At 66.8% G+C, this 23754-nt stretch carries 24 protein-coding genes and 1 tRNA gene; 17 read left to right on the top strand and 8 right to left on the bottom strand.

What is annotated here, in order from left to right:
- The first annotated feature begins 1 nt into the window (after window position 1).
- From GV044_RS06875 to GV044_RS06900, 6 genes are all read left to right on the top strand, one after another.
- Window positions 2–1339: an alkaline phosphatase family protein gene (locus tag GV044_RS06875; RefSeq protein ID WP_159867229.1), complete on the top strand. Its 1338-nt coding sequence runs from the start codon at window positions 2–4 to the stop codon at window positions 1337–1339.
- 142 nt (window positions 1340–1481) lie between these two features.
- Entirely contained in the window at window positions 1482–1658 is a 177-nt protein-coding gene (locus GV044_RS06880) for a hypothetical protein (RefSeq protein ID WP_159867232.1), read from the top strand.
- A 108-nt stretch (window positions 1659–1766) separates the two neighbouring features.
- Window positions 1767–2033 carry a DUF2171 domain-containing protein gene (locus GV044_RS06885; RefSeq protein ID WP_159867235.1) on the top strand — a complete coding sequence of 89 codons (267 nt, stop codon included), beginning with the start codon at window positions 1767–1769 and terminating at the stop codon, window positions 2031–2033.
- Between the two features lie 32 nt (window positions 2034–2065).
- Window positions 2066–2701, top strand: coding sequence for a YbhB/YbcL family Raf kinase inhibitor-like protein (locus GV044_RS06890; RefSeq protein WP_159867238.1), 636 nt, complete (start codon window positions 2066–2068; stop codon window positions 2699–2701).
- A gap of 130 nt (window positions 2702–2831) precedes the next feature.
- Entirely contained in the window at window positions 2832–3896 is a 1065-nt protein-coding gene (locus GV044_RS06895) for a sensor histidine kinase (protein ID WP_159867241.1), read from the top strand.
- Window positions 3896–4693, top strand: coding sequence for a LytTR family DNA-binding domain-containing protein (locus GV044_RS06900; protein ID WP_159867243.1), 798 nt, complete (start codon window positions 3896–3898; stop codon window positions 4691–4693). The genes GV044_RS06895 and GV044_RS06900 overlap by 1 nt, the downstream gene beginning before the upstream one ends.
- 208 nt (window positions 4694–4901) lie before the next feature.
- Here GV044_RS06900 and GV044_RS06905 read toward each other — a convergent pair.
- From GV044_RS06905 to grxC, 4 genes are all read right to left on the bottom strand, one after another.
- Window positions 4902–4978 (bottom strand) — tRNA-Arg (locus GV044_RS06905).
- Between the two features lie 39 nt (window positions 4979–5017).
- Window positions 5018–5518 carry a DUF1178 family protein gene (locus GV044_RS06910; protein ID WP_159867246.1) on the bottom strand — a complete coding sequence of 167 codons (501 nt, stop codon included), beginning with the start codon at window positions 5516–5518 and terminating at the stop codon, window positions 5018–5020.
- Window positions 5519–5527: 9 nt separating this feature from the next.
- A complete protein-coding gene (locus tag GV044_RS06915; protein WP_159867249.1) occupies window positions 5528–6343 on the bottom strand; it encodes a carbon-nitrogen hydrolase family protein in 816 nt (271 codons plus the stop codon).
- A gap of 8 nt (window positions 6344–6351) precedes the next feature.
- On the bottom strand, window positions 6352–6612 hold the full coding sequence (gene grxC / locus GV044_RS06920; RefSeq protein WP_159867252.1) for a glutaredoxin 3: 261 nt from the start codon (window positions 6610–6612) through the stop codon (window positions 6352–6354).
- Window positions 6613–6776: 164 nt separating this feature from the next.
- Between grxC and GV044_RS06925 the strand changes: the two genes are divergently transcribed.
- Together GV044_RS06925 and GV044_RS06930 are read left to right on the top strand one after the other, a co-directional pair.
- Entirely contained in the window at window positions 6777–7247 is a 471-nt protein-coding gene (locus GV044_RS06925; RefSeq protein WP_159867255.1) for an Hsp20 family protein, read from the top strand.
- A 320-nt stretch (window positions 7248–7567) separates the two neighbouring features.
- On the top strand, window positions 7568–8629 hold the full coding sequence (locus tag GV044_RS06930) for an acyltransferase (protein WP_256377261.1): 1062 nt from the start codon (window positions 7568–7570) through the stop codon (window positions 8627–8629).
- Between the two features lie 199 nt (window positions 8630–8828).
- Here the strand turns inward: GV044_RS06930 and GV044_RS06935 are convergent, their stop codons facing one another.
- The 3 genes from GV044_RS06935 to tpiA all read right to left on the bottom strand — a co-directional run bounded on the left by GV044_RS06935 (window position 8829) and on the right by tpiA (window position 11922).
- Entirely contained in the window at window positions 8829–10460 is a 1632-nt protein-coding gene (locus GV044_RS06935; RefSeq protein ID WP_159867261.1) for a CTP synthase, read from the bottom strand.
- A 119-nt stretch (window positions 10461–10579) separates the two neighbouring features.
- Window positions 10580–10975 (bottom strand): preprotein translocase subunit SecG, encoded by a 396-nt coding sequence (secG, locus tag GV044_RS06940; protein WP_159867264.1) that lies wholly within the window; start codon window positions 10973–10975, stop codon window positions 10580–10582.
- 188 nt (window positions 10976–11163) lie between these two features.
- On the bottom strand, window positions 11164–11922 hold the full coding sequence (gene tpiA, locus GV044_RS06945) for a triose-phosphate isomerase (RefSeq protein WP_159867267.1): 759 nt from the start codon (window positions 11920–11922) through the stop codon (window positions 11164–11166).
- A gap of 285 nt (window positions 11923–12207) precedes the next feature.
- On the opposite strand from tpiA, the gene GV044_RS06950 reads away from it, so the two are divergent.
- The 9 genes from GV044_RS06950 to lexA all read left to right on the top strand — a co-directional run bounded on the left by GV044_RS06950 (window position 12208) and on the right by lexA (window position 21462).
- Window positions 12208–14091, top strand: a complete 1884-nt coding sequence (locus GV044_RS06950; protein WP_159867270.1) for a peptidylprolyl isomerase — start codon at window positions 12208–12210, stop codon at window positions 14089–14091.
- Between the two features lie 89 nt (window positions 14092–14180).
- Complete coding sequence (locus GV044_RS06955) at window positions 14181–15635, top strand: anthranilate synthase component I family protein (RefSeq protein ID WP_201299078.1); 1455 nt, start codon at window positions 14181–14183, stop codon at window positions 15633–15635.
- A 55-nt stretch (window positions 15636–15690) separates the two neighbouring features.
- Window positions 15691–16467: a phosphodiester glycosidase family protein gene (locus GV044_RS06960; protein WP_236554766.1), complete on the top strand. Its 777-nt coding sequence runs from the start codon at window positions 15691–15693 to the stop codon at window positions 16465–16467.
- On the top strand, window positions 16464–17060 hold the full coding sequence (locus GV044_RS06965; protein ID WP_159867279.1) for an aminodeoxychorismate/anthranilate synthase component II: 597 nt from the start codon (window positions 16464–16466) through the stop codon (window positions 17058–17060). Before GV044_RS06960 ends, GV044_RS06965 begins: the two co-directional genes overlap by 4 nt.
- Entirely contained in the window at window positions 17057–18037 is a 981-nt protein-coding gene (trpD, locus tag GV044_RS06970; RefSeq protein WP_159867282.1) for an anthranilate phosphoribosyltransferase, read from the top strand. Before GV044_RS06965 ends, trpD begins: the two co-directional genes overlap by 4 nt.
- Window positions 18038–18062: 25 nt before the next feature.
- Window positions 18063–18851, top strand: coding sequence for an indole-3-glycerol phosphate synthase TrpC (gene trpC, locus GV044_RS06975; RefSeq protein WP_159867285.1), 789 nt, complete (start codon window positions 18063–18065; stop codon window positions 18849–18851).
- A 143-nt stretch (window positions 18852–18994) separates the two neighbouring features.
- Window positions 18995–19474 (top strand): cyclic pyranopterin monophosphate synthase MoaC, encoded by a 480-nt coding sequence (gene moaC / locus GV044_RS06980; protein ID WP_159867288.1) that lies wholly within the window; start codon window positions 18995–18997, stop codon window positions 19472–19474.
- Window positions 19471–20691: a gephyrin-like molybdotransferase Glp gene (gene glp / locus GV044_RS06985; RefSeq protein WP_159867291.1), complete on the top strand. Its 1221-nt coding sequence runs from the start codon at window positions 19471–19473 to the stop codon at window positions 20689–20691. The genes moaC and glp overlap by 4 nt, the downstream gene beginning before the upstream one ends.
- Before the next feature lie 69 nt (window positions 20692–20760).
- Complete coding sequence (gene lexA / locus GV044_RS06990) at window positions 20761–21462, top strand: transcriptional repressor LexA (protein WP_159867294.1); 702 nt, start codon at window positions 20761–20763, stop codon at window positions 21460–21462.
- A gap of 20 nt (window positions 21463–21482) precedes the next feature.
- Here lexA and GV044_RS06995 read toward each other — a convergent pair whose 3' ends face one another.
- Window positions 21483–23729: a ComEC/Rec2 family competence protein gene (locus GV044_RS06995; protein ID WP_159867297.1), complete on the bottom strand. Its 2247-nt coding sequence runs from the start codon at window positions 23727–23729 to the stop codon at window positions 21483–21485.
- Window positions 23730–23754 lie beyond the last annotated feature (25 nt).

Consider the following 23754-nt stretch of genomic DNA (forward strand, 5'->3'; position numbering starts at 1 on the left):
CATGGCGGTGCGCACCTTCACCCGCGTGCTGGCTACCGCCCTCGCAATGCTGGCGATCGCGTCGGGAGCAGCGGAGGCATCGCCGGTCCTGATGATTTCGCTGGACGGGCTTCGGCCCGACGACGTGACAAAGGCCGGCGAACGGGGGATCAAGGTGCCGCACTTGCAGGCGCTGCTGCAGGAGGGCGCGAATGCCAGCGGCGTGGTCGGCGTGCTGCCCACGCTGACCTACCCCAGCCACACGACGCTGGTCACCGGCGTTGCGCCGGCGCGGCACGGCGTGTCGAACAACCTGACCTTCGACCCGCAGGCGACCAACCAACAGGGCTGGTACTGGTACGCCAGCGACATCCGCGTGCCGACGCTATGGCAGGCTGCGCACGCGGCCGGGCTCAAGACCGCGAGCGTGCACTGGCCGGTGACCGTCGGCGCTACCGGCATCGACGCAAACCTGCCGCAGATCTGGCGCACCGGCTGCGCCGACGATGCCAAGCTGCTCGTCGCGCTGGCGACACCGGGCCTGCTTCCGCGCCTGGAAGCGAAGCTCGGACCCTATCGTCAGGGCATCGACGAGACGGTGGAAGGCGACGCCGTGCGCGTGAAGTTCGCGCAAGCCCTGCTCGCCGAACGGCCCGCCTTCACCACTGTGTATCTCGCGGGCATCGACCATCAGGAACACCGCAGCGGCCCCGGCTCGCCAGAGGCGATCGCGACGATCGAGAGGACCGACGCGCTGGTGGGCGACCTCGTCGCTTCCGCCCGCGCGGCGATGCCCGACGTGACCGTGGTCGTCGTGTCGGACCACGGCTTCCTGCCGATCACCACCGACATCAACCTGTTCGCGCCTTTCATCGCCGCCGGCCTCGTCACGCTCGACAAGGACGGCAAGGTCGCCTCGTGGCAAGCGGAACCTTGGCTGGCTGGAGGAACCGCTTTCGTGGTGCTGGCGAGGCCCGATGACGCCTCCTTGCTGGCGCGCACGACGGCTCTGGTCGACAAACTGGCGAGGGATCCCGCCTACCACATTGCCCGCGTGCTGGACCACGCCGAGACCCAGCGCCTGGGTGGGCCGGCAGAGGCTGCCCTCACCATCGCCTTCGAACCGGGCTACGAGTCCGGACACGATCCGCGTGCCGCCGTCGCGACGCCGGCATCCTACAAGGGCATGCACGGGTTCATGCCCGACTTGCCGGCGATGCGCTCGACCCTGATCGTGTCCGGCCCGAAGCTGCGCCGGCGTGGCGACCTAGGCGTCGTCGACATGCGATCCATCGCACCGTCGGTCGCGCGCATCCTGGGTGTGAAGCTGCCGGACGCGCAGGCCGATGCGGTATTCTGATCGGAGCGTGCCGAATACCCGCCGACTGCAACCGATCTGACACCAAATGATCGCCAAGCTGACCAAGCGCCTTGCTGTGCGAGGCTCCGAACAACCGAGCCGCATCTCGTCCGTTCTCCTCTCGACAACCAGGAGATCGATCATGGCAGACCCAGACACCAGCACGAGCGGCGACACCGGCGCCAAGCCCGATGACGCCACTCGCCCCGCGAAGCCCGGCGACACCGACACCACCCGATTCGGAATGGAAGACGGCGACAACACCGACGTTCCTGCTACCGGCGCCGACCCGGAGCAGCAAAGTCCCCCGCCCGAGTGAACCCCTCTGTCGACCCGCCCTCCAGCCACGTCGAAATGGCCGCGAGGGCAGGCATCCTATATCAAGTTCGCTCGTTTTGCTGAGCGACCCTTAAGCAGGAGAATACACATGGTCGACCTCACTCAGATCACCGAGCACATGGAAGTCATAGGCGCCGACGGCGTGCATGTCGGCACCGTCGACAAGGTGGACGGCAACCGCATCAAGCTGACGAAGTCGGACAGCGGCGCAGGCTCGCACAGCGGCCACCACCACTACATCTCCGAGGGCCTCGTCGCCGGCATCGAAGGCGACAAGGTGCGCCTCTCGGCCAACGCCGACGTGGCGGTGACATTCGAGGAAGAAGAAGGCGGCAGCTCGACCTCGGACCAGTAAGCAAAGACAAACAAAGGTCGGACGGACAAGCCATGCTCGAACACGTGCCCCACTGGCTCGGCGCCATGCTCACCAACGTGCGGGCAGGCCACGCCAGGCTCGCCATCGTTCAGGACGGCGTGGCGAGCGGGGTGGAGCGGATCGACTTGTCCAGTCCGGCCTTTGCCGATGGCGCCCGGTTGCCCGAACGCTTCACCGCCGACGGCTCCGGCATCTCGCCCCCACTGATCTGGGGCGAGGTGCCGCCGGGCACGTCTAGCCTGGCGCTGCTGGTCGAAGATCCCGACGCACCCGCGCCCAACCCGCTCGTGCACGCGCTGGTGTGGAACCTGCCGCCTGACGAGCGCCGGTTGGCCGAAGGCGAGATCGCACAGGATGGCGATGGCGATGCCGACGGGCGCGATGTCGGTCGCAACAGCTACCTTGGCGAAGGATGGCTCCCACCCGATCCGCCGACCGGTCATGGCAGCCACGACTACGTGTTCCAGCTTTTCGCTCTGCGCTCGACGCCCGATCTCGGCAGCAATCCCGGCCGCTCGCGTATGGCCGAAGCTTTGAAGGGCAACGTCCTGGCCGCCGGCCTGCTGGTCGGCACCTACTCACGCGGGGAAGACGCACCGCTTCAGGACAGCACCACCACGTTCGGCAGCGGCCCCGCGCTCGCCTGAGCCAAACCGCAGGCCAATCGACGAACGACAAGCCTGAACCGACGGGCGTGTTCGACAAGGCGACGATCTGCGCCGATTGACGGGTCATGGCTGCCCATACCCTCCACCCGTGAACTCACCCGGATCCCCGATGCCGCGAGCCGGGCGTCGCGCGATCGTGTGGTCAATCGCGGCGTTCTGGAGCCTGCATCTGCTCGTGCTCGCCGCAATCTCGGCGGCAAGCTCGCAGGATCCCGCGGGGGTTCTCGCCAGGCGCATGGGGCTTGTCGTGATCGCCGCAGGCCTTTGCTACGCCATCCACCTCGTCCTGCGGCCTGTTCGCGCCCGGCCCTTCTGGCAGATGGCGCTGATCGCCGGCGCGTTGGCGCTGGTCGGCGCGGCGATCTACGGTGCGGTGACGACGGCGATCCTCTACTACGGCATCGGCTATCCCGACATGCCCTACAAGGGCCCGCTGCGCCCCTACACGATGAGCATGTTCATCGAGGATGCGTTCCTGTGGCTCTACTCGTTCTTCTCGTGGACGGCGCTCTACCTCGCGCTGGTCTACCAGTTCGACTTGCGTGAGCGCGAGCGGCTGCTCGCCCAGGTCGAAGCGCTGGCCCACAAGGCACAGGTCCGCGCGCTGCGTTATCAGATCAACCCGCACTTCCTGTTCAACACGCTGAACTCCATCTCGGCGATGATCTGGGAAAAGGACCTGCAGCGCGCCGAGGAGATGGTGCTCGGCCTCTCATCCTTCCTACGCACCACCTTGGGGATCGACCCGTCCGAGGACGTGACCCTGGCGCAGGAGATCGCGTTGCAGCGGCTGTACCTCGACATCGAGCAGATCCGCTACCCCGAGCGGCTGAAGGTCGAGATCGACATCCCCGCCGAACTCCAGGACGCCCGCGTGCCCAGCCTGATCCTCCAGCCGCTGGTGGAGAACGCGATCAAGTATGGCGTTGCCCGCTCCTCCAGCACCACCAAACTGCGCATCGCCGCGCAGCACAGCCGCGACGCGCTGATGCTCTGCGTGGAAGACGATGCGCATCCCAGCTCCAAGGAGGCCCCAACCAGCACGGGCTTGGGCCTCCTCAACGTCCGTCAGCGTCTCGCCACCCGGTTCGGCGAGCGCTGGTCCCTCAACGCCGCACCGGGAGGGTCACGCGGCTTCCGCGTCGACCTCGGCATTCCCTTGAGGTACGCATGATGACCTTACGTGTCCTGATCGTCGACGACGAACCCCTCGCCCGCCGCCGCAACGCCACCATGCTGCGCCATATCGATGGCGTGGAGATCGCCGGCGAGGCCGAGGATGGCGAGCAAGCCATCCGCATGATCCGCGAACTCACGCCCGATGTGGTCCTGCTCGACATCAAGATGCCGGGCATGAGCGGGTTCGAATGCCTAACCATGCTCGATCCGAAGGTGCTGCCGATCGTCGTCTTCGTGACGGCGTTCGACCACTATGCGGTGAAGGCGTTTGACGTCTCGGCGGTCGATTACCTGCTCAAGCCAGTGTCGTTCGACCGCATGCGCTCGGCGATCGTGCGGGCGCGTAATGCGCTCGAAACCCGCGATGCCGACAGCCGCATGGCCGAGATGACCGGCGTCATCGCCGCACTGCGCACCGAACCCGAGGAGCGGCCAGCGACTCCCGCCTACGACACCGAGTTCTGGGTGCCCCGCCGCGGCGAGTTCGTCCGCGTGCCCGCCGCGCAGATCGACTGGGTCGAAGCCGAGCGCGACTACGTGCGCCTACACACCCGCACCACCAGCCTGCTCCTGCGCGAGACGATGGCGAGCATGGAAGCCCGGCTCGATCCGATGCAGTTCCTGCGCGTGCACCGCTCGGCCATCGTGCGCCAGTCCCTGATCAGCGCAATTCGCCAGGGCGGCTACGGCACGATCAAGCTGGGCTTGACCACGGGTGTGGAGGTGCCGATCGGGCGGACTTACACGGCGCGGGTGCGGCAACTGCTGTCGCGGCGCGACTTGGCGGCTTGAGGCGGGCGAAGCACTCCGCCTACTCGCCCGTCTGCTCGCCCACACCCACTCACTTCGTCATCCCCGCGACGGCGGGGATTTCCTGACCTCGCGTAACAAGAGCCACCTGGAGATGAATGCCTGCCGTCGCGGGGACGACGACGCTTTAGCGAGCATGCGGGCGCGTCACGCTTGCGGCTGTCCAAGCCACTAGCCGTTATAAAAAGATTGGTGCGCCCGACAGGATTCGAACCTGTGGCCCCTAGATTAGGAATCTAGTGCTCTATCCTGCTGAGCTACGGGCGCACGCGAGCGCTTCTTACGCAGCGAGCGCCGAATTGGCAATCAGTTCGCCTGCTCGGGCGGCACGACCGGAAACGGCAGCGGGGCAACCGCGATGCCCTCTTCCAGCAGCTCCTTCGCTTCGGCGATCGTCGCCTGGCCGTGGATGATCTCGGCCTCCCGCTCACCATAATGCATGGCGCGCGCGTCCTCCGCAAAGCTCTCGCCGACGAAGCGCGATGACTTCAGCGCTTCGGCCTGCATGCTGGCGAGCTTGTGCATCAGCGCCACCGCTTCGGGCGGCAGCGGCGCGGAAGCGACGGGCGCCGGCGTATTTGCCTCGGGCACGGGACGCTTTGGACGGGTGGCGCGCACGGGTTCGGGCAATTGGTTACCCTTGCGAGCGACGCGCGGCGCCATCAGCGCCTTGCCGACTTCCGCCGAGCCGCAATGTGGGCAGGTCAGCAGCCCGCGCTCCTGCTGGCGCGCAAAGTCGTCCGACGAGCCGAACCAGCCCTCGAACTTGTGCGCCCCTGCGCGGCATTCCAGATCGTAGACAATCATCGCGCGCGCCTAATTGGCGATCGCGCGGCGGTTGGCAAGGCTCGGCAATTGCGACCGAACGTCGGCGATGCGCGTGCGGTCGATCTCGGCAAAACCCACGCCCGGTGCGTCGCCACCCATGTCGAGCAGCACCTCGCCCCACGGATCGATCGCCAGGCTGTGCCCGTATGTTGCCCGCCCATCCTCGTGTCGCCCGACCTGCGCTGCGGCCAGGACGTAGGCGCTCGCCTCCACGGCCCGCGCGCGCTGGAGCAAGTGCCAGTGCGCGGCTCCGGTCGGCACCGTAAAGGCCGCTGGAATGGCGATGACGTCGCATTGCGCCCGGCCGAGCGCCTCGAACAACGCGGGGAAGCGAATGTCGTAGCAGATTGCCAGGCCAAGCCGCCCGAGCGGCGTCTCGACCGTCGTGACGCTCTCGCCCGCCGCATAGGCGTTCGATTCGCGCCAGGACTCGCCCGTGGCGAGGTCGACGTCGAACATGTGCATCTTGTCGTAGCGCGCCACGATCTCGCCAGCATCGTCGATGACGAAAGACCGGTTCGCCCACCGCCCGTCTTCGCGGGCGACCGCCAACGATCCCAACGCCACCCACACGCCCTCACGCGCCGCCGCTTCGCGCGCCGCGGCAAGCACACGGTCGTCGTCCTCCCGCACGATTGCGGCCGCGGCGCGCTTGCGATCGCGGTCGAGCAGGCCGGACATCTCGGGCGTAAACAGCATCGCCGCTCCGCCCGCCTTGGCCTGCGCCACAGCATCGACGATCGCCGCGGCGTTCGCAGCCGGGTCGATGCCCGTGGTCATCTGAAGGATCGCTGCGCGTGCCATGCCGGCGGTCAGATCCCCAGCAAGGTGTCGAGTTGGCCCTGGCTGTCGAGGGCACTGATGTCGTCAAAGCCACCCAGCGCCTTGCCACCCACCAACACCTGCGGAACGGTCCGCGCACCGGGCACACGCTCGAGCATTTCCGCCTTCTTGGGCCCGCCCATGGTCACGTCGAATTCCTCGTAGGACACGCCCTTTTTGTCGAGCAGCGACTTGGCGGCGACGCAATAGGGGCAGCCCCACTTGGTGTATATCTCGACCTTTTCAGCCATCTGACTCACTGTCCTTTTTTGCTTTTGCAGACCCACTTGAAACGCGTGACGCCTGCCATATCTTGGCGTTCGAGCGATCGCCCGCAAGGGGATAGCTCGCTAGTGAGGCGCCGGGTTCCCGGGCCTCACCCCACACGAAGATTGCTCATTGGAGGATTTTTGTCATGAACCGTATCGACTTTTCGCCCTATCGCCGCACCATGGTCGGCTTCGACCGCCTGTTCGACATGATCGAGAACCAGGCCCGGGTGCAAGGCGGGGACAAGTACCCCCCCTTCAACATCGAGCGCCGCGGCAGCGACGCCTATCGCATCACCCTCGCAGTCGCCGGGTTTAAGCCCGCCGACATCGACATCACGGCGCAGGCCAACCTGCTGGTGGTGAAGGGCCAGAAGCCCGACGAGGATGGCGAAGGCCAGTTCCTGCACGTCGGCATCGCCCAGCGCGGGTTCGAGCGTCGCTTTGAGCTGGCGGACTACGTCCGCGTGCAGAACGCCGACCTTGCCGATGGGCTGCTCGTGATCGACCTCGTGCGCGAAGTGCCCGAGGCGATGAAGCCCAAGAAGATCGCGATCGGCGGCAACACCCTGACCGTGGTCGAAGGCCAGAAGGACGGGGAGGCAGCGGCAGCATAAGCTGCACTGACTTGCCGAAATGACGGGGGCGGTCCGGGTGATCCGGGCCGCCCTTTTTGCGTCTGCGAGGTTGCCCGGGAGCAAGTCGCACCATTTTGGTGGAAGGTCCAAGGGCGTTTGCACATCCGTTGATCGGCCAAGGTCGCGATCTCAAGGGCAGCACCCAGGCGCTTCCACCAAGAGTTTGGGGGTGTCGCGTTCCCCTGTGGCTAAACGGCGGGATCTTCCGTCCCAACACGTTACGGCAGGAACCGAGGCGATCGCCCACACGGGCCCGCCTCTTTCCAGTACATCACGCAGAGCCGAGGTGGGGAACGGGTGTGAGTGTAAGCGGGACTGCGAAGCGGTTGGACGAGCGGGTACACACCCTCGATGGTCTGCGCGGCGTCGCCGCATGCCTGGTGGCCTTGTACCACTTCTCGCACCCGCTAGCGCCTGCGGGCTACATCGCCGTCGACTTGTTCTTCATAATGAGCGGCTATGTGATCGCGCAAGCCTATACCGTTCGTCTTGAGCGCGGCCTCGGTGCGCCTGACTTCCTGCGCATGAGGCTGCTTCGGCTCTATCCCCTCTACGCCGTCGGACTTGTTCTAGGGCTGGTGGTGACGACCCTGTTAGGCCTGCTGCCGCTCAAGCAAACCCTCGCCAGCCTTGCTGCGAATTCGCTCATGCTGCCCGCGCCGCTTCTGCACGGCGGCTACCTATATCCATTTAATCCCGCGAGTTGGTCGCTCTTCTTCGAGCTCGTGATCAATCTTGCCTTCGCGCTGTGGATGTTCAAGGCCAGGAGTTGGACGCTTACCCTAATCATGCTGGCCGCAGCCATTGTCATGGTCCCGATCGCGCCAGGGCATTACAACCTCAATGTGGGTTTCAGGATCCTGCCGGAACAGATCATCGGCGCGACAGCGCGGGTATGCTTCTCCTTCTCAGCGGGCATTCTGGTCTATCGCTGGCAGCAAGGCCGCGTTCGCACCGGGAGTTGGCTTGCCGTCGTGCTGTTGCTGCTCACCGTCGCAGTGCTCATGTTATCGGTTCCCACATCCTGCCAGGCCGGGCGCGATCTGCTCCTCGTGCTGATCGTTTCGCCACTGCTCGTCATCGTGGGGGTTCGGATCGACCCGCCGGCGAGCCTGCTGCCGGTCTTCCGGTACCTGGGCGACATCTCCTATGCACTGTATGCCGTGCACATGGCGGTCGTGAACGCATGGCTGCTGTGGAGACCGGGTGACGATCACACCGCAGCGTCCAGCATTATCGCGTACCTGCTGCTGATCATCGTGCTGGCGACCGGATTGGAGCACTTCTTCGACAAGCCGGTGCGGCTATACCTCGCGCGACGCCGCCGCATCGCCACAAGTGCGATACCGCAGTCTGTGTAGCTGACTTTCAACAGCCCTTCTCTCTTCATCGCCGGGCCGAACGATCGATCCTCTCACCTCGCCTAATAAAAGACCAGGCGGGCATCCTACCTACCCGGGAACGACGAGGATGAGAGACCTGAGGAAGAGAGCGATACCGACGGAGCCTGCATCGACTCAGGCTTTAAGGCTGTGACCGCCGTATGCGCGCCCGCCCAGATCAGACCAGACGCGCCTGCTGTACGGCTGCTTCGATGAACCCGGCGAACAGCGGATGCGGCTCGAAGGGCTTGCTCTTCAGTTCCGGATGGAACTGCACGCCGATGAACCAGGGATGGTCCGGCCGCTCGACGATCTCGGGCAGCAGGCCATCGGGTGACATGCCCGAGAAGATCAGCCCATTGCCTTCAAGCGCCTCTCGATAGGTGCCGTTCACTTCGTAGCGGTGGCGGTGGCGCTCCGAGATCTGCGAGGCGCCATAGATCGACGCGACGCGGCTGTTGCCGGTCAGCTCGGCCGGATAGGCGCCGACGCGCATCGTGCCGCCAAGGTCACCGCCGGCGGCTCGCTGCTGCAGGCCGTCCTTGCTCATCCACTCGGTGATGATGCCGACCACCGGCTCGTTGGTCTCCCCGAACTCGGTGGACGAGGCATCGGCGATTCCCGCCGCGCGCGCGCCTTCGATGCAGGCCATCTGCATGCCTAGGCAAATGCCGAAGAACGGCACCTGTCGCTCGCGCGCGAAACGGACGCTGGCGATCTTGCCCTCGGTGCCACGCTCGCCAAAACCGCCGGGTACGAGGATGCCGTGCATTGGCTCGAGCAGCGCGGCGATCTCGGATTTGTCCTCACGCTCGAAGATCTCGGCGTCGATCCAGTTGATATGGACCTTCACCTTGTTGGCGATCCCGCCGTGGAGCAGCGCCTCGTTCAGCGACTTGTAGGCATCGGGCAGGCCGACGTACTTGCCGACGACGCCGATCGTCACCTCGCCCTCGGGGTTCTGGTAGCGATCGACGATCTCGGTCCAGCGCGCGAGCGGCGGGGCGGGCGCCGTCATCCCGAAGTGGTGCAGCACCTCCGCATCCAGCCCCTCGGCATGGTACTGGAGCGGCACCGAGTAGATGTTGGGCGCGTCGAGCGCGGGGATCACCGCCTCGCGCCGCACGTTGCAGAACAGCGCGATCTTTGCGCGCTCGTTCTCGGGCAGCGGACGCTCGCAGCGACACAGCAGGATGTCGGGCTGGATGCCCAAGCCGGTCAGCTCGCGCACCGAGTGCTGCGTCGGCTTGGTCTTCAGCTCGCCCGCAGCGGCGATGTAAGGCACCAGCGTCACGTGCACGAAGCAAGTCTGCTCGCGCCCTAGTTCGTTTCGCAGCTGGCGGAGCGCCTCGATGAACGGCAGGCTCTCGATGTCGCCTACGGTGCCGCCGATCTCGCACAGAACGAAGTCGAGGTCATCGGTGTCGGCCTGCGCGAACTGCTTGATGGCGTCGGTGACGTGCGGGATCACCTGGACGGTCGCGCCGAGGTAATCGCCGCGGCGCTCCTTGGCGATGATGTCGCGGTAGATGCGGCCCGAGGTGATGTTGTCGCCCTGGTGCGCCGACACGCCGGTGAAGCGCTCATAGTGGCCAAGGTCGAGATCGGTTTCGGCACCATCATCGGTGACGTAGACTTCGCCGTGCTGGTACGGGCTCATCGTGCCAGGATCGACGTTCAGATAGGGATCGAACTTGCGAATGCGGACCTTGAATCCGCGCGCTTGCAGCAGCGCCGCCAGGCTCGCCGCCATGAGGCCCTTGCCCAGCGAGGAGACCACGCCGCCGGTGATGAAAATATGCCGCGCCATGGGAGATGGGCCTTAAAACGCAAGGAGGCACCTGGGCAAGCGCCCGGAACCTCAGTCCACAACAAATGAAGCTCAAGCGAGGGCTCGGCGCGCCGAGCCCCGCGATCGATCAGGCCGGCTTACTTCGCGGCCGAACCTGCCAGCGGGTCGTTAGCCGGGACCGGGCTGGCCGGCGCCCGCTCGACCGGCGCGGGCGCCGCGCCCGGGTTGGTAGTGCCGGCGAGCGGATCGGCCGGCGCATGCACGGGCGCATTGCGCTGCAAGGAGGTATCGAGCTGGCGCCCGGTCGTCACGTCCACCGCCAGCGCGGCCAGGATGATGCTGAGCACGACAAACAGCGTCGCCAGCACGGCCGTGGCGCGCGTCAGGAAATTGGCCGCGCCGCGTGCCGACATCAGCCCCGAAGGGTTGCCGCCGCCAGTGCCGAGGCCACCGCCTTCCGACTGCTGCATGAGGATCACGCCCACCAAGGCGGCGGCGATCAGCGCCTGGACAACGGTCAGGAACGTAAACATGCAATCTTCCAGATAAGTCGCGAACGATCAGGGCCGCTCGCCATTACGCCCGCGCAGATAGGCTTTTGGCCGCGATGGTGCAAGCGGGTGTGCTGCCAGCGAGAGCGCACAAGCCGCTCTCCACCTTCGGCTAGGCTGCAAGCAGCCAAGCCTGTGTATCCTCTCCCCGTCCGGAGAGAGGGAGCACGTCAGGACTCTTCCAGCGCAGCAGCTGCGCCGACGATCGCCAGGAAGCTTTCGGCGGTCAGGCTCGCGCCGCCAACCAAGGCGCCGCCGACGTCGGGGATCGACAGCAGTTCGCCCGCGTTGTCCGCCTTGACCGAGCCCCCGTAGAGGATGCGCACGGCCGCGCCGGCCTCGCCGTAGATCGCGACCAGCTTGCCGCGGATGGCCTTGTGCATGGCAGCGACGTCTTCGACTGACGGAACCCGGCCGGTGCCGATGGCCCAGACAGGTTCATAAGCGACCGTCAGCTTATCCACCGCGCCGTCGACCTGCGGGCACGATCCGTCCAGCTGCGCGCCGACCACGCTCTCGGCATTGCCGGCGTCGCGCTCTGCCTCGATCTCGCCAACGCACAGGATTACTGCCAGCCCGGCCGCAAGCGCTGCCTCGCCCTTGGCACGCACGGTCGCATCGTCTTCCCCATGCAGCGTGCGCCGTTCGGAGTGCCCGACGATCGTGAAGTCCGCGCCCGCATCCTTCAGCATGGCGGCGGAGATATCGCCGGTGAAGGCGCCGCTATCCTTGACGTGGCAGTCCTGCCCGCCAACGCCGATCAGCTCCACCGCCTCGCGCGTGCGGTGGATCAGCGTGGCCGGCGGCGCCACTGCGACCTGCACCTTGGGCAGGCGCGCCGCGCCCCGATCGATTGCCCGCGCCTCGCTGAGGATCGCGCGCGTGCCGTTCATTTTCCAATTGCCGACGATGTAAGGCAGACTTGCCATCATGAACCCTTGTCTACGAGCCGACTCGTTGAAAGCGGCTCCCCCTGTTACCCGGCAGCTAGGACAGGGCCGCCCGGCTTGTCAAAGCGAGCGCGCCCGCTTTGCGACGACACGTCGTCCAGCGATGGGATCGTTCGCCCCTCTCCTTGCAAGCCGGCCGCGCACAAGTTTGCCGCGCGCCATTGCAGGAAGCCGCGTTGGCACTTAAAGCGTCGCCGCCCGGGCGCGAGCGTACTGTTTCGCGCCTACCCGACACGTCTCACTTGCTGAACGGCTCTCTCGCGCATGCTCCATTTCTTCCGCACCCTCATCAAGTCGAAGATCGGCGCCATCGTGGCGATCGTCGTGCTCGGCGTGATCGCGCTGTCGTTCGTCGCCGGCGACATCGGCGGCAATCGTAGCCTGGGCGGTGCAGGCAGCGGCGTCATCGCAGAAGTGGGCGGGGAGGACATCACCTCGGCCGACCTCAATCGCGAGGCGAACGACGCCTTGCAGCGGGTGCGCCAGCAGGACGCCAACCTGTCGATGGCCGGCCTGGTTGCCCGCGGTGGCCTCCAGATCCTGCTGAACGACCTCGTCGACCTCAATGCGCTCTACGCGTTCGGCAAGGACCATGGCGTCATCGCCGGCGACCGGCTGATCGACAGCGAGTTGCAGCGTGCAGGCGCCTTGCAGCCCAACGCCATCCCGCGCCAGTCGGTGGCGACGCGCCTGGTTGCACGCCAGCTGCTCTCGCCGGCCGAATACGGCGCCGTCATGCCTCGCGAACTGGCCTGGCGCTATGGCCAGCTGCTGGGCGAGCGGCGCATCGGCTCCGTCGCCGTGCTGCCCGCCCTCAGCTTCGCGCCGGAAAAGGCACCAAGCACGGCACAGCTGTCGAATTACTACAAGGCGCACACCAGCACCTTCATCCGCCCCGAGCGCCGCGTGATCCGCTTCACGACGTTCGGCCCCGACGTGGTGAAGAACGTGCCGGCGCCGACCGATGCGGAAATCGCCAAGAGGTACGAGGCCAACAAGGCGCTCTATGCCGCGCTGGAGCGCCGCGCCGTCACCCAGCTCGTCGTTCCGACAGAGGCCGCAGCCAAGGCGATCGTCGCCGAGGTCACCGGTGGCAAGACGCTGGAGGCCTCCGCTGCGCAGAAGGGACTCGCCGCCGCCAAGGTCGGTCCGTTGAGCAAGCAGGACTTCACCGCCCAGTCCTCCGCAGCGGTGGCCGATGCGGTGTTTGCCGCTCCCAAGGGCCAGCTCGTTACGGCGCGCAGCCCGCTGGGCTGGTACGTCGTGCGGGTCGAAGCGATCGACCAGCGCGCCGGCCGCTCCCTCGAAGAGGTCAAGGGCGAGATCGCGACTGCGCTCGCCGCCGACAAGCGCCGCAGCGTGATCAGCGATTTCGTCGCCAAGGTCGAAGAACAGTTCGAAGGTGGCGCCAACTTGCCCGAGGTCGCCAAGAACCTCGGCCTGCAAGTGCAGACCACACCTCCGCTGACGGCCGATGGCGCGGTCTACAACCAGCCCGGGGCCGCAATCTCGCCAGCGCTCAAGCCCGTACTCAAGACCGCTTTCACCATGGCGGAGAACGAACCGCAGGTGGCCGAGGCGGAGCCGGGCAAGACGTTCGTGCTCTATGACGTGACCGCGGTTGCGCCTTCCGCGCCGGCGCCGTTCAACGAGATCGTGCAGGACGTGAAGGTCGCCTATGCGCTCGATATCGGTGCGGCGACGGCCAAGGCACAGGCGCTGGCGATCCAGGCTGCCGTGCGTAAGGGTGAGAAGCTCGACGCCGCGATCGCCAAGATCGGCAAGAAGCTTCCGCCGATCGAACGTGTCGGCATGACCCGGCCCGAGCTCGCGCAGATCCAGCGCTCGGGCCGCCAGGTGCCGCCGCCGGTGCGCCTGCTATTCGCCATGGCCCGCGGTACCGTGAAGGTGCAGGAAGCGCCGCAGAAGCGTGGCTGGTTCGTGGTCGTGCTCGACAGCATCGAGCCCGGCAAGATCGATCGCAACGATCCCTCGATCGCCAATGCCCAGCGTGAGCTCGGCAAGGTGGCGGGCGGGGAATATGCCGAGACGCTGCGCAAGGCGATCACCAAGAGCGTCGGCGTCAAGCGCAACGAGGCGGCTTTGGCAGCCCTGCGCGACGAGCTCTCCGGCAAGAGCGCCGAGTGAGCGCCGGCCACACGGCCGCGACCTCCGGCGGCGAGACGCTTCAGCGCGGTTCGGCCGCTGCAGCGCTAAGCGCGGGCAAGCCCTCGCTGGTGTGGAAGCGCCTGGTTGCCGACACCGAGACACCTGTGGGCGCCGCCCTCAAGCTGTTCGAACCCGAGCGCGGCGACTTCCTGCTGGAATCGGTCGAAGGCGGCGAGACGCGCGGGCGCTACAGCTTGCTAGGGCTCGATCCCGATCTGGTGTTCCGCGCCGACCGCGACGGCTGTTCGGTGAACCGCGCGTGGCAGGCCGATCGCGGGGCTTTCTCGCCCTTGTCCGGCGGCAGCCTAGTGGAACTGCGCGCATTGGTGGAAGCCTGTCGCATCGATGTGCCGGCCGAGCTGCCCAAGGCGCTGGCGTGTCTCGTCGGCTACTTCGGCTACGAGACGATCGGCCTTGTCGAAACGCTGCCCCGCGCCGCGCAGAGCGCGCTCGAGCTGCCCGACATGCTGTTCGTGCGCCCGTCGCTTATCCTGGTATTCGACCGCCTGAGCGACGAGCTGTTCTGCGTCGCCCCGATCTGGCCCGAGCGCGTTGGAGCTAGTCCGGAGACGGCGATCACCGCGGCGGAGGAGCGCATCGACGAAGCCCTGCGTCGCCTTGCGCGGCCGGTGCCCGCCACCGCGCCGCTGGCGAACGAGGTCGAGCCCGAACGTACCCCGGTGATGGCGCCCGAGGACTACAAGGCCATGGTCCTGCGCGCCAAGGAGTACATCTCTGCGGGGGATATCTTCCAGGTCGTGCTCGCTCAGCGTTTCACTTGCCCGTTCCCGCTGCCGCCGATTGCGCTCTATCGCGCGCTGCGCCGGGTGAACCCCTCGCCCTTCCTCTACTTCCTCGACTTGCCCGGCTTCGCGCTGATCGGCTCCAGTCCCGAGATCCTGGTGCGCGTGCGCGATGGCGAGGTCACCATCCGCCCGATCGCCGGCACCCGCCCGCGTGGCGCGACGCCGGCCGAGGACCGCGCCAACGAAGCCAGCCTGCTCGCCGATCCCAAGGAGCGCGCCGAGCACCTGATGCTTCTCGACCTGGGCCGCAACGACGTCGGCCGTGTGGCCGCGGCAGGCACGGTGGAAGTGACCGACAGCTACATGGTCGAGCACTACAGCCACGTCATGCACATCGTCTCGAACGTGACCGGGCGCCTCGACACTGCGAAACACGATGCGATCGATGCGGTATTCGCTGGCTTCCCCGCCGGCACCGTCTCGGGCGCGCCTAAAGTGCGCGCCTGCGAAGTCATCGCCGAACTCGAGCCCGAGACGCGCGGGGCGTATGCCGGCGGCGTCGGCTACTTCGCGCCCGACGGCTCGGTCGATTCGTGCATCGTCCTGCGCACCGGCGTGCTCAAGGACGGCGTGCTCCACGTCCAGGCCGGCGCGGGCATCGTCGCCGACAGCGATCCGGCCTCCGAGCAGCGCGAGTGCGAAGCGAAGTCTGGCGCGCTCTTCGCCGCCGCCCGCGAAGCCATCCGCGTCGCGGGGGAACCCGCGTTCGGGCAGTAGGGTGCTGCAACGGATCAGGTCATCGTCGTCCCGAGCTCGACCCGGGACGATGCTGATGCTCGCTCTCGCGCTTGCCGCCTGCAGCGACCCGCAGCCCAAAGCCGCTGCCAAGGCCCCGCCGCCGCCACCCTGCTCCAGCGCGACGTTCGAGGGCACTCCGCTCACGCACTGCATCGCAGACCCGGCGCTGCACACCATTCGCATCGTGCTCGGGCCCAAGGGCAAGCCATACCGCAGCCTGTCCGAACTCGCCGTCGCGCTTGGGCCCAAGTCGAGCCAGGTGGCCTTCGCCATGAACGGCGGCATGTTCGACGAAGCGGGCCTGCCGATCGGCTACTACGTCGAGAACGGGACACGCACCCACGCGCTCAATCGCAACGAGGGCTGGGGCAACTTCCACCTCCAGCCCAATGGCGTGTTCTTCGGCACCGGCACCCGCTGGGAAGTCCGCACCGCGGCCGACTTCGAGAGCCACGTCGGGCATCGTCCCCAGTTCGGCACCCAATCCGGCCCGATGCTGGTGATCGCCGGCAAGCTGCACCCGCGCATCGACAACGATGGCCCCTCGCAGAAGCTGCGCAACGCTGTCGGCGTCGACAAGCAGGGCCGCGCGCACTTCGTCATCAGCGAGGCGCCGATCTCCTTCGGCAAGCTCGCCCGCTACTTCCGCGACGAGCTGCACACACCCAACGCCCTCTTCCTCGACGGTAGCGTCTCCTCGCTCTGGGATCCGCGCATGGGCCGCGTCGACGGCGGCCCGCCGCTAGGCCCCCTGATCGTCGTGGAGAAAAAGTTGATCGTCGGCGAGAAAAGGGCGAAGGCACACCCATGATCCTGGTCATCGACAACTACGACAGCTTCACCTGGAACCTGGTCCACTACATCATGGAACTGGGTGCGGAAGTGGAGGTCGTGCGCAACGATGCCCTGTCCGCCGGCCAGGCGATCACCAGCGGCGCACAGGGGTTCCTCATCTCGCCCGGGCCCTGCACGCCCAACGAGGCAGGTATCAGCCTCGACCTCGTCGGCGCTGCGGCTGACGCTAAGCTGCCCCTCCTCGGCGTGTGCCTGGGCCACCAAGCGATCGGCCAGCACTTCGGCGGCAGCGTCGTGCGCGGCGGGCTGATGCATGGCAAGACCTCGCCGGTCACCCACGACGACAGCGGCGTCTTTGCCGGCATCCCGACGCCATTCACCGCCACCCGCTACCACTCGCTGATCGTCGAGGACATTCCGGGAAGCCTGCAGGTCAATGCCCGCTCAGACGATGGCCATGTCATGGGCTTTCGCCATGCCGAACTGCCGATCCACGGCGTGCAGTTCCATCCCGAAAGCATCGCCACCGAGCACGGCCACGCCATGCTCGCAAACTTCCTGAAGCTCTGCGGCATCGACGCCAAGCTGCCCGAACGCCTCGACGCATGAGCGTCCTGACCACGCCCACCGTCGCCGAAACCGAAGAGCTGTTCGGGCGCATGCTCGACGGCGACATGCACGATGCCGAGATCACCGAAGTGCTGCTCGGCATGTCGGACCGCAAGGAAACTGCCGAGGACATCGCGGGTGCCGTGCTCGCCATGCGTGCGCGGATGATCCCGGTGGCGGCGCCCGCCAACGCGATCGACGTCTGCGGCACCGGCGGCGATGGCCAGCACAGCCTCAACGTATCAACGGCCGTCGCGATCGTCGTGGCGGCGTGCGGCGTGCCGGTTGCGAAGCACGGCAACCGCGCGGCCTCGTCCAAGGCTGGCGGCGCCGACACGCTGGAAGCACTCGGCCTCGACCTCGACCGCGCCAGCGAGCGAGCGGAGGAGACGCTGGCAGACATGGGCCTGGCGTTCCTGTTCGCGCAAAAGCACCATCCCGCGCTCGCCCGTATCGCTCCGATCCGCAAGGCCATTGGCAAGCGCACCATCTTCAACCTGACCGGTCCGCTCGCCAACCCGGCCGGCGTAACCCGCCAACTCGTCGGCGTCGCCAACCCCGTCTACGTCCCGATCTATCGCGATGCGATGGCGATGGTCGGCACTGGCGCCGCCCTCGTCGTCGGCGGCGAAGAGGGCCTGGATGAGCTCTCGATCGATGGCGCCAGCGTCGTCGCCGCTCTCAATTGTGCCGACGTCGCAACCCGCATCACCCCGGCTGACGCCGGTCTCGCCAGCCACCCGCTGGAGGAACTGCGCGGCGGCGACGCTGCCTACAACGCAGCCGCCCTGCGCCGATTGCTCGATGGCGAGCCCGGCGCCTATCGCGACGCGGTGCTGTTCAACGCCGCCGCCGCGCTGATCCTGGCGGGCGAGGCAAGCGACTGGCGCGATGGTGTCGAGGAGGCCGCCGAGATCATCGACAAAGGGCTCGCCAAGTCGCTGCTCGACTGCTGGATCCAGACCACCTCCAGCTAACCCCAGCATCTCAGCGGAAATATCGATGTCCGACAAGCTTTCCGAAATCTGCGCCACCAAGCGCGAGGAAGTCACGCAGCGGCAAGGTTATGCGACGATCGCCGACCTCGACGCGCGCGCGACCGAGCAGACCGCACCGCGCGGCTTTCGCCGGGCACTTGAGGCCAAGGCCGGTTCAGGCTTCGCTCTGATTGCAGAGATCAAGAAAGCTTCGCCGTCCAAAGGCTTGATCCGCGACGATTTTCGTCCTGCAGAGCACGCGCTCGCCTACCAGCACGGCGGTGCAGCCTGCCTTTCGGTCCTGACCGACGCTCCGTACTTCCAGGGCCATGAAGACTACCTGATGGACGCGCGCGCAGCCTGCGATCTGCCGGTCTTGCGCAAGGACTTCATGATCGATCCCTGGCAGGTCGCCGAGGCTCGATCCATCGGGGCCGACGCGATCCTGATCATCGTCGCGGCGCTCGACGACACGCAAATGGTGGAGATCGAAGCGGCAGCGATCGAGCGTGGCATGGACGTCCTCGTCGAAGTTCACAATGAGAATGAGATGGACCGTGCTAACGGTTTGAAATCGCGCCTCATCGGCGTCAACAATCGCGATCTCAAGCGCTTCGCCACCGATGTCGCCACCACCGAGCGCCTCGCCCCACTCGCGCCCCAAGGCACGCTGCTGGTGAGCGAAAGCGGGATCAACAGCCACGCCGATCTCCAGCGCCTGGCCACCTGCGGCGCCCGCACCTTCCTCGTGGGCGAGAGCCTCATGCGCCAGCCCGATATCGAGGCTGCCACCCGCACCCTGCTGTTCGGCTGAGCTGCGAACGCCCTGTCCTACAGCGACACGCTCTGGCATGAGACCGGCATGACTCGCCTCGACGCCATCGCCTGCCCTGCCGAAGACCTGGAATCGGCGGAAATACTTTGCTTCTGGACACCGGCAATTGCGGCAACTGGCGCATGAGCAAGTCGCTGACCCACATCGACGCCGAAGGCACTGCGCGCATGGTCGACGTCGGCGCCAAGGCTGAAACGCAGCGCCTCGCAGTCGCTTCGGGGCGCATCCGCATGAGCGCCGAGGCGCTTGCCGCCATCCGCGCTGGCGACGCGCCCAAGGGCGATGTGCTGGGCACTGCCCGGATCGCCGGAATCATGGCCGCCAAGCGCACCGGGGATCTCATTCCCATGTGTCACCCTCTGGCGATCGACGCGGTCAATCTCGACTTCGCCTTCGAGGATGACGCCGTGCGCGCGACCGCCACCGTTTCGCTGACGGGTAGGACGGGCGTCGAGATGGAGGCGATCACCGCCGTCACCATCGCGCTCGTCACCGTCTACGACATGGCGAAGGCGCTCGACAAAGCGATGGTAATCGAAGGCGTGCGCCTGATCGAGAAGCGCGGCGGCAAGTCGGGCCACTGGCGCGCACCGTCAGCATGACTCGCGATCCACCGATCCCGCTGGAGGAGGCGCAGGCCCAACTTCTCGCGCTGGCGAGACCTATGCCGATCGAGCGTGTCGATGCCGACAGCGCGCTCGGCCGCTATCTCGCCGAACCGCTCCATGCCCGCCGAACGCAGCCGCCGGTCGCACTGTCCGCGATGGATGGCTATGCCGTGACCGAGGGCGATCTGGCCGGCCCGTGGCAGGTGATCGGCGAGAGTGCTGCGGGACATCCCTTTTCCGGCACTTTTGAGCCGGGCGAGGCGATCCGCATCTCTACCGGAGCGGTGCTGCCGACCGGCGCAGGTGCCGTCATCCTGCAGGAGGATCTCGCACGCGAAGGCGATCGCCTGACGCTTACCGGCGAGCCGCCCAGGCCTGCACACAAGCACATCCGGCCGTGCGGGATGGACTTCTCGGCCGGCGCCGAGGTTCTGCCGGTCGGCACCCGCATCGGCCCGGCGCAGCTCGCCCTGGCGATCAGCGCGGGCCACGCCTATGTCCCCGTCCGGCGGCGTCCCCGCGTCCTGGTTATGGACAGCGGTGACGAGCTGGCGGCCGATCCCGAAGATTGCGGCGCGCACCAAATCCCGGCCAGCAATGGCGCGATGCTTGCTTCGATGGCGCGCTCGGTCGCCTGCGACGTGCGCCGTATCGGCCCGGTACGCGATACCATGGACGCGCTCGCCGCCGCCTTTGCGCAAGGCGACGATGCCGACGTGATCGTCACCAGCGGCGGCGCATCGGTCGGCGACCATGACCTCGTGCGCCCTGCGTTGGAAGCGTGGGGCGCGCAGATCGGCTTCTGGCGCGTCGCGATCAAGCCCGGCAAACCGATCCTCGTGGCGACCCGGGAGGCCGGCGGCCGGCGCCAGATCATCCTGGGGTTGCCCGGCAATCCGGTCTCCAGCCACGTCACTGCGTACTTGTTCATGCTTCCGCTGCTGCGCGCTCTGTTCGGGGCGGCAGCGCCCCTGCCCCGGTCCGTGACGATGCGCCTGGCCGCACCGCTGCCCGCCAACGGCGGACGCCGGGCGTTCCTGCGCGCGGTCTGGGCCGACGATCTCGTTACCCCGCAGCAACTGCAGGACAGCAGCGCGCTGGCGTCGCTCGCGGCCAGCAATGTCCTTATCGATCGACCCGCAAATGCCGAGCCGGCGGCGGCTGGGGACGCCGTCCGGGCGTACTGGCTCGAAAATGGCGGGACGGCTTGACGACACCATTTTTGTTGCTTAATTGTTCGCCAATTGTTCACGAGAAGAACGCCTGAGGAGGCGGCGGACATGTTGACACGTAAGCAGCACGAATTGCTCCGGTTCATCCAGGTCCGCCTTGAGGAGACGGGCATCTCTCCCAGCTTCGAGGAGATGAAGGAGGCGCTGGATCTCAAGTCCAAGTCGGGCGTACACCGCCTGATCTCCGCACTGGAGGAACGCGGCTTCATCCGGCGCCTGCCCAACCGGGCGCGGGCGCTCGAAGTGCTCAAGCAGCCAGAAAATTTGGGTGCTCGCCCGCCGGCGCCACGTGCTGCTGCGAATACCACCGCCGCGAACAGCAACGATGCGGCGCGGCCGCGTGCGGCGGCTCCGCAGCCTGCGAACGATGTGATAGAGATTCCACTCCACGGCCGCATCGCTGCCGGTGTTCCGATCGAAGCGCTTGAGGGGCAGACCACCCTACCCGTTCCTGCCGCCTTGCTGGGTGCCGGTGAGCACTACGCACTGGAGGTTTCGGGCGATTCTATGATCGAAGCGGGCATCCTGGACGGTGACTTTGCTTTGGTGAAGCGCACCAGCACTGCACGCGATGGCGAGATCGTGGTCGCGCTCGTGCATGGCGAGGAAGCGACGCTCAAGTACTTGCGGCGCGAGAACGGGATGGTGTGCCTCGATCCCGCGAACGCCGCGTATGAGCCGCAGATCTACCGCACCGGTGACGTCGAGGTTCAGGGCAAGCTCGCCGGGCTGCTGCGCCGCTACAACTGAGTGGTGCGCTGATCTCCGGGTCAGCCCGGCGGTTTGGCCGGCGATGCTGGTGTGGCAGTCGGGCGAGGTCGCTTAGGCCTGTCCTCGACCACGCGCCACCAGCCATGATCGCCTTCGCCCTCGGCTACGGTGCGGACATGCGGCGCGCTCAAGTCGATGGCGAGGCCGCCTGTGCGGGCCAGCAGATTGCGATCGGCCTTGAGCCAGCGAGGCTGGCAACTGCGCGGAAGCCAACGATCCGCGACGACCAGGTCGACCCGCTCGCAGACCGCCGCCAGGGATCGTTCGGGGAGCACACCGTGCCCGAGTGTTAGCAACAGCCGCCATTCGCGGCCGCCCCGGGCTACCACAATCACGCAAGCATCGGAATTGCACCGCGCGCCCGGCCATGACGAAATGAGGACAGGCGCGCCGCTCATCCCAGCGATCTCGGTCAGGTTGTCGCGTACGAAGTCGCTCCTGGTCTCGCGCAAAATGTACAGGGTGGTGCCGTCGCCGGACATCAGACCGACATGCCGGCCATCCGAGGACACCAGCACATCGGCGGGGCGAGCGGCAAGCAGCAGGGCCACGCCGGCGCAAACAGGAAGCAGCCCAAGCCAGCGCACCTTGCTGCTCCACAATCCCAGCCAGAGTGCCCCGGCCACGAACAGCGCGAGCGCTTCACCGCCGAATGCCGGCATCACGGTCACCGACCCGGGCCTGCTCGCAACCCAGTGCGCGATGCCGGTCAGCAAGGCTACCGATTGGCTCGCGATCCACCATGCCGGTGCGCCCAGACCGACGACGTCGAGTACCAGCGCACCGAGCACCGCGGGCATGATCACCAGCGTCGTCAACGGGATGGCGACGATGTTGGCCAAAGCGCCGTAGAGTCCCGCGCGATGAAAATGGTACAAGCCGATCGGCATCAACGCCAACTCAATGACGACACCGGTGAGCAGCAGAATCGCGAGATGACGAAGTGCCCGCAGCAGCAGGCTCTCCTCGCGGGGCGCGATGAACGCGCGGATCGGTGCCGCACCCGACAGGGCGACGATCGCCAGAACCGCGGCAAAGCTCATCTGAAAGCTGGGTCCGATCACCGCCTCGGGCCATAGGAGCAGCACGAGGAAGGCCGCTATCGCCAGCATCCGCAGCGACAGCGCCTCACGGCCGAGCGCCAATGCGGCGAGGACGAGCAAGGCGCCGATGCAGGATCGCACGGTGGGGACTTGAGAGCCGCTGACGAGCGTGTAGCCAAGGCCAGCCAGGGCGCCGAACCCGGCAGCGATGACCGGCAAGCGCACGCGCAAGGTCAGCCATGGCCATAGTGCAAGCAGCCGCAGCGCAACGAAGTACACAGCGCCGATTACTGCGCTGACATGGAGCCCACTGATGGAGAGCAGATGCGCAAGGCCAGAGTCGCGCATCGCCTCTGTGTCCCCATCCGTGATCCCGCCCATGTCGCCAGTGACCAGCGCCGCGGCAATGCCCGCCTCGCTTGCATCGAGGCGAGCCCGCACATGCTCGTTCAGTGCGCTTTGCACTCCGCTCAGCCACACACCACCGCGTCCGCGCTCCAGCACGATCGGAGGTGATAGCGCAGACCCGGTCGCCGCCAGCCCGCTGAACCAGGCCGTGCGCGCGAAGTTGTAGCCGCCTGGCAGCATCGGCGCCGCGGGTGGTACCAAGCGCGCCCGAACCTGGACCAAAGCACCGGCGCGCAAAGGCCGCCCACCCGAACCCTGGTTATCGGACAGGTTCAAGCGAACGCGGATTGCGCGCGCCGTCTCAGGCTCCCGTGCTGCGAGGATGATGCGTGTGCGCTGCTGCGCAGGCTGCGGCTCCACTGCCAGGATCCGCCCTGTCAGCGTCGATACCATGGGCCGGGCAATCGGCTGAGCGCCCACGAGATGCGAGCGCATCCACACCGAACCACACCCGGCGGCGAGTACCAAAGGCACGATGATCCCGGCCGACCTCAGGTAAGGATAGTTGCCGCTGGATCGGAGGATTGCAGCGCAAGTCGCCGAGACAGCGAGGCAAAGCGCGAGCAGCGCCAACCACTGCCCGGCATGCGGGAGAGCGAACCAGAGGACGATCCCGCTGCCGAATGCCACCGCGAGCCACGGCGCGCGGTCGAACTGCGCGCCGCCAAGAAATTGCTCGATGGACTGCAAGGGCCTCGACAACCGCGCCGCACTGTTCCATGGCCGATGTTGCAATGCAGCGTTCTCCGGAGCGCCTTGGGGCAGGATATCTTGACGCGCGGCTCCGCTGGCCATGGCGCGCATTGGACAGGAAGGATCG

Origin of the sequence: Novosphingobium sp. 9U (assembly GCF_902506425.1) — a bacterium.
GTDB lineage: Bacteria > Pseudomonadota > Alphaproteobacteria > Sphingomonadales > Sphingomonadaceae > Novosphingobium.